At 61.1% G+C, this 3,813-nt stretch carries 5 protein-coding genes; 3 read left to right on the top strand and 2 right to left on the bottom strand.

From position 1 onward, the window contains the following. The first annotated feature begins 233 nt into the window (after window positions 1-233). On the top strand, window positions 234-437 hold the full coding sequence (locus tag BST11_RS26595; protein ID WP_142276608.1) for a hypothetical protein: 204 nt from the start codon (window positions 234-236) through the stop codon (window positions 435-437). A gap of 5 nt (window positions 438-442) precedes the next feature. Here BST11_RS26595 and BST11_RS26590 read toward each other — a convergent pair whose 3' ends face one another. Both BST11_RS26590 and BST11_RS26585 read right to left on the bottom strand, forming a co-directional pair. Further along, window positions 443-745, bottom strand: a complete 303-nt coding sequence (locus BST11_RS26590) for a tyrosine-type recombinase/integrase (RefSeq protein WP_244897794.1) — start codon at window positions 743-745, stop codon at window positions 443-445. A gap of 176 nt (window positions 746-921) precedes the next feature. Next, on the bottom strand, window positions 922-1,419 hold the full coding sequence (locus BST11_RS26585) for a DUF732 domain-containing protein (RefSeq protein WP_083141149.1): 498 nt from the start codon (window positions 1,417-1,419) through the stop codon (window positions 922-924). Here BST11_RS26585 and BST11_RS29345 point away from each other — a divergent pair. Both BST11_RS29345 and BST11_RS27455 read left to right on the top strand, forming a co-directional pair. After that, window positions 1,356-1,766, top strand: a complete 411-nt coding sequence (locus BST11_RS29345; protein ID WP_083141152.1) for a DUF3761 domain-containing protein — start codon at window positions 1,356-1,358, stop codon at window positions 1,764-1,766. The two genes, BST11_RS26585 and BST11_RS29345, sit on opposite strands and share 64 nt — an antisense overlap. 380 nt (window positions 1,767-2,146) lie before the next feature. After that, a complete protein-coding gene (locus BST11_RS27455) occupies window positions 2,147-3,637 on the top strand; it encodes a hypothetical protein (protein ID WP_142276607.1) in 1,491 nt (496 codons plus the stop codon). The last annotated feature ends 176 nt before the right edge of the window (window positions 3,638-3,813 follow it).

The raw sequence follows: 3,813 nt of genomic DNA, 5'->3' as shown, positions 1-3,813 counted from the left end.
GCGGTGATGACCAGCTGCGCCTTCGACATGGCTGACCTCCCTGACTTGCAGAGGTGTCAACTATGTCGCGAGACAGCTGCCAACTATGTCGTGGAATCACACACTGTCAGCCCGACGCAGGTCAGACGGGGTTTCGACGCCTTTCGGCGGGCCTTCGTTAGGTCTAGTGCGCCCATTTCTATGCCCTTCTGTTTCGAGAGCACGAAGCGCCGGAACCTGGGATGATCGACAGCATGCTGCTCCATTACGAATGCGAAGCGAGCGGGCAGCCGGTGCAGCAGGCCGGTCTCCCGCGGACCTACACGTCTTGCCCTAAGTGCGGCCGCGCCGTCGGCACGTGCCAGAACCTCAACGGCGCGTGGGTGTACGAGGTGCACAGCGAGATAGCTGCCACCGAAGCACGCGCGGCGATGCACCGTGAGGCCTACGGCCTGTAACTCCGCTAGAGGCCCAACCGCGCGCCCAGGCGGGTGATCGCGGAACGGGCACCGTCGGTGCTGCTGTGCCCGTACGTGTCGCCCGTGACCGCGATCGATGAGTGGCCGAGCAGGTCGGCGACTTGCCGAATGTGGACACCGCTTTCGAGCCAAGCGACCGCCGCGTTGCGCCGTAAGGTGTGGATCCCAACGTCGGCGATGCCGGCGGCTTTGGCGGCGATCTCGATGACCCGTAGCAGGTTGCGCGGGTCGACAAGTTTGCCTAGTTCGGTGGTGAACACCAGCCCGCTGTCCTGCCGCTTGTTCACGGCGCGGAGTCGCTCGGCCTTCTGCGTGTGCTCACCCAGGCCGACACGGTATGGCTGACGTACTCGCCGACGTCCCGGACGAGACGGCAGTGCCCTTGGTCCGAGACGACGGGCGCATAGCGCCAGCCTCGACACCGCCAACGTCGGCCAGTGGTTCTACTGAGCACTTACCGGCGTCAGTTGGGGCCTTCTGGGCTGCGGCCGGCCATGATCATGGCGTCGTACCAAGCCCCCGGCGGCGCTTCTGGGCAAAGCTGCTCTGTCGCAGCCACCACGACATTGGCGGCTTGAACGTATGTCAGGGCATTGCTGGGCCTGTCCCGTAATTCTTGGACGATGACACCTGCACTCTCCCCGGCCCGGACATGTTGGCAGACGGCCAGTCCGCCAGCGATCGCGTCGTTCTCAGATGTGAAGGGAATGTGGTACTCCCGCAACATGAACAGATATGTACCGGGGTCAGGACTGTCCGGATCTGCTGAGGCGACGGGGATCGCGCCGACCGCAGCGGCGACCATTGCCGCCGTCGCGAAGAGGAATTTGCGACACATCCAGCCTTCCCCTATGAACTCCGACCCGTTGAATTGCTTCGTTTGCCCAAGCGGAGCATATGGCGCCTCGTAGCCCGCTGTTCGCCGGATCGGAATTTTCACAATTTCGGCATAAATGCCCATGCAAGCGCATACGCTCCCATCGACGAATCGGCAACCACCCAACGTGCGACATCACCACGAAAAGGAGGTCGGTGTATTTGTCCGTCCGTATCGTCGCGCTAATCGCGACTGCGCTGGCAACCATTGGAACCTCAATGGCTATCGCTACAGCGCCACCGGCCAGCGCATGCCCCTCGGGTTATTACAAAGCCGCCTCCGGTGACTGCGTCCACCGTCCTGTCTGTGGTGTAGCTACACAACCACCAGGCGCCACCGCCCTCTGCAACGATGGCTGCTGGTCATTTAGCGAAAACCCCAGCGAGGACGAGACCTGCCGCGGCCATCAGGGAACCGCGAGGGTTCTCTAGTGGCTCGCTGAAGCTATAGCCGGGAACGCGCCCGGGGGGACTAGAAGCCTTGGAGACACCCCGCACTCCCGGCGAAGCGGGTCTTTGCGGACCGGGGTTATCGGTGTCTTTGCACGTGTGAGGTGGGCGGTTATCAGTCGTCGGCTGGGGGGAGTGCCACGCGTTCGGAATCTTCGTCAGCAGCCCTGAGGTGGGCTAGCAGGCGGTGGTCGGCCTGCGGTACTGAGTCGTGAGCACGTCGTGGCGCGCCCCACTCTGCTCGGGCGGCCGGATTGAGCACCGCCGTTCTCAGGGGGCCGTTCACGACGAACTCACAGTGGTTTCGTCGTCGACCAGGAAACCGTCAGTGGCCCAGTCGATTTTGAGGCAGTATCTGGGAGGTGGGTAGTGAGGACAAGCGGACGCCTCCGGATGCCGCTGTCTTGGATGCGTCGTATTACGACAGGGGACATGTCAATTTAGACAAAATCACCCAGCTGGCGCGTGGCCTTTCGATGCGCGGGGCAGAACTGTGGATCCCCGAGCAGATCATCCTTGAGTGGGCAAACCATGCCCGAGGAGCGCTGACCGATTTTCTGCAGGCAAGCAAACGCTTGCATAGGGCAGGCATGTTCGGCGTCAGCCTCGCAGCGCGAAGCTGGGATATCAAGGAGATTGCGGATGAGATTAAGCGCCGCTGCGATTCAATCGAACACGTGGTAGTGCAGCCTATGCGAGGAGAATCTGCAATAGCGGGTATCCGCGACCAGATTCTAGGCCTGGGTGCCGGCAAGGGCCTACCAGGAGCTCGAACAGGAGCTTCTGACTCATCGTGGGTACGCGATTCACTGGCGAATGCGGGTAACGATCCGCAGCGAATCGTATTCGTCAGCCGCAACGCCAAAGACATTCTTGCCACCGCAAGAGAATTGGGCCACAGCGAAGCCATAGTCGAGATTTGGGGACGCGGCGACGATGAAGGACTGTTTGAAAAATACTTTCCGCCAACGCGGCCGGCGGCAGCCCAGCCGACAGTCGGTGCGCTAAGTGCGTTGCGGATTATTGCCTCGACGCTCCAACAGAACTACGCCGCCAGCATCGAGGCTGACGATCGACATGGGCCGCCACCGGAATGGATCGACGTTCCCGACGTGGCGATCGGAAGCGTCACTGATGTATGGGATCGTCGCGATTTAGACGAGATGATCGACCCCTACGTAGAGATGGAACCTCAAGCGAAACTGATCGATGTTCGCAATGTTGAAGTCAACGAGAGTACGGCCGAGGTGACGGTGAGCTACACCGTGCGCCTTCTCGCTGACCTCCGGGTTGAAGGCCGTGTAATCGATGACGACGGCAACGTTCTCCATGCCTTCGTGATACTGCGCGACCAGGTGTTGGTTGTTCCATACGTTGCCCGGCTCGTCGACGGTGCTCTTTGCGACGTCAAGCAGGACGACATCGCCGAGAGTCACCAGGGTGCTGTGCGATTCGACGACGCTTATGACGCAGCCTCGTGGCTGTATAACGACGAGCTCAGCGATTGGGAACACATCACAGTCCACCCTGACCGGGAGGCCACCGACAGCACTGGGGCGCCGACGAGCTTCGAGTTACACGGACCCGGTCGTACCGAGAGGGTAACGCTTAGTCAGATGGACACGGAGGAGCTGTGGAGACTCGAGTTCGAGGGCTCCGACGCGGTTATTACCGCCTACGACGACCCAGGAAGCCGAGTCTGGCTCGGCAAGGGCGATTCATATGACATGTATCCGCCGGTCGAACTTCGCTCGTCGTACGGCCATAAGTGGTACGTATCCAACGAGCCGTACACCGCGTTAGCCCAGGTATGGGCCTTTCTTATCGGGGAGGAAAAGCCTGGCGCTTCGTAGTCCCCCGGGGGGCGCAGTAACTTGTCTCACTTCCCGATGTATTGAGGCAGTACGAAGTGATCGCATGATCGACGATGTACGCGGCATCGCTCCGTGAGACCTGACTTGGCTCACGTTGCCGGATTGACGACGATCGCAGGGCCCTGAGCTGTGGTTTCTTTGTCGGTTCGGGCTGA

This window comes from Mycobacterium alsense, assembly GCF_002086635.1.
Classification (GTDB): Bacteria; Actinomycetota; Actinomycetes; order Mycobacteriales; family Mycobacteriaceae; genus Mycobacterium; species Mycobacterium alsense.
This window is presented reverse-complemented; position numbering and strand designations above follow the sequence as displayed.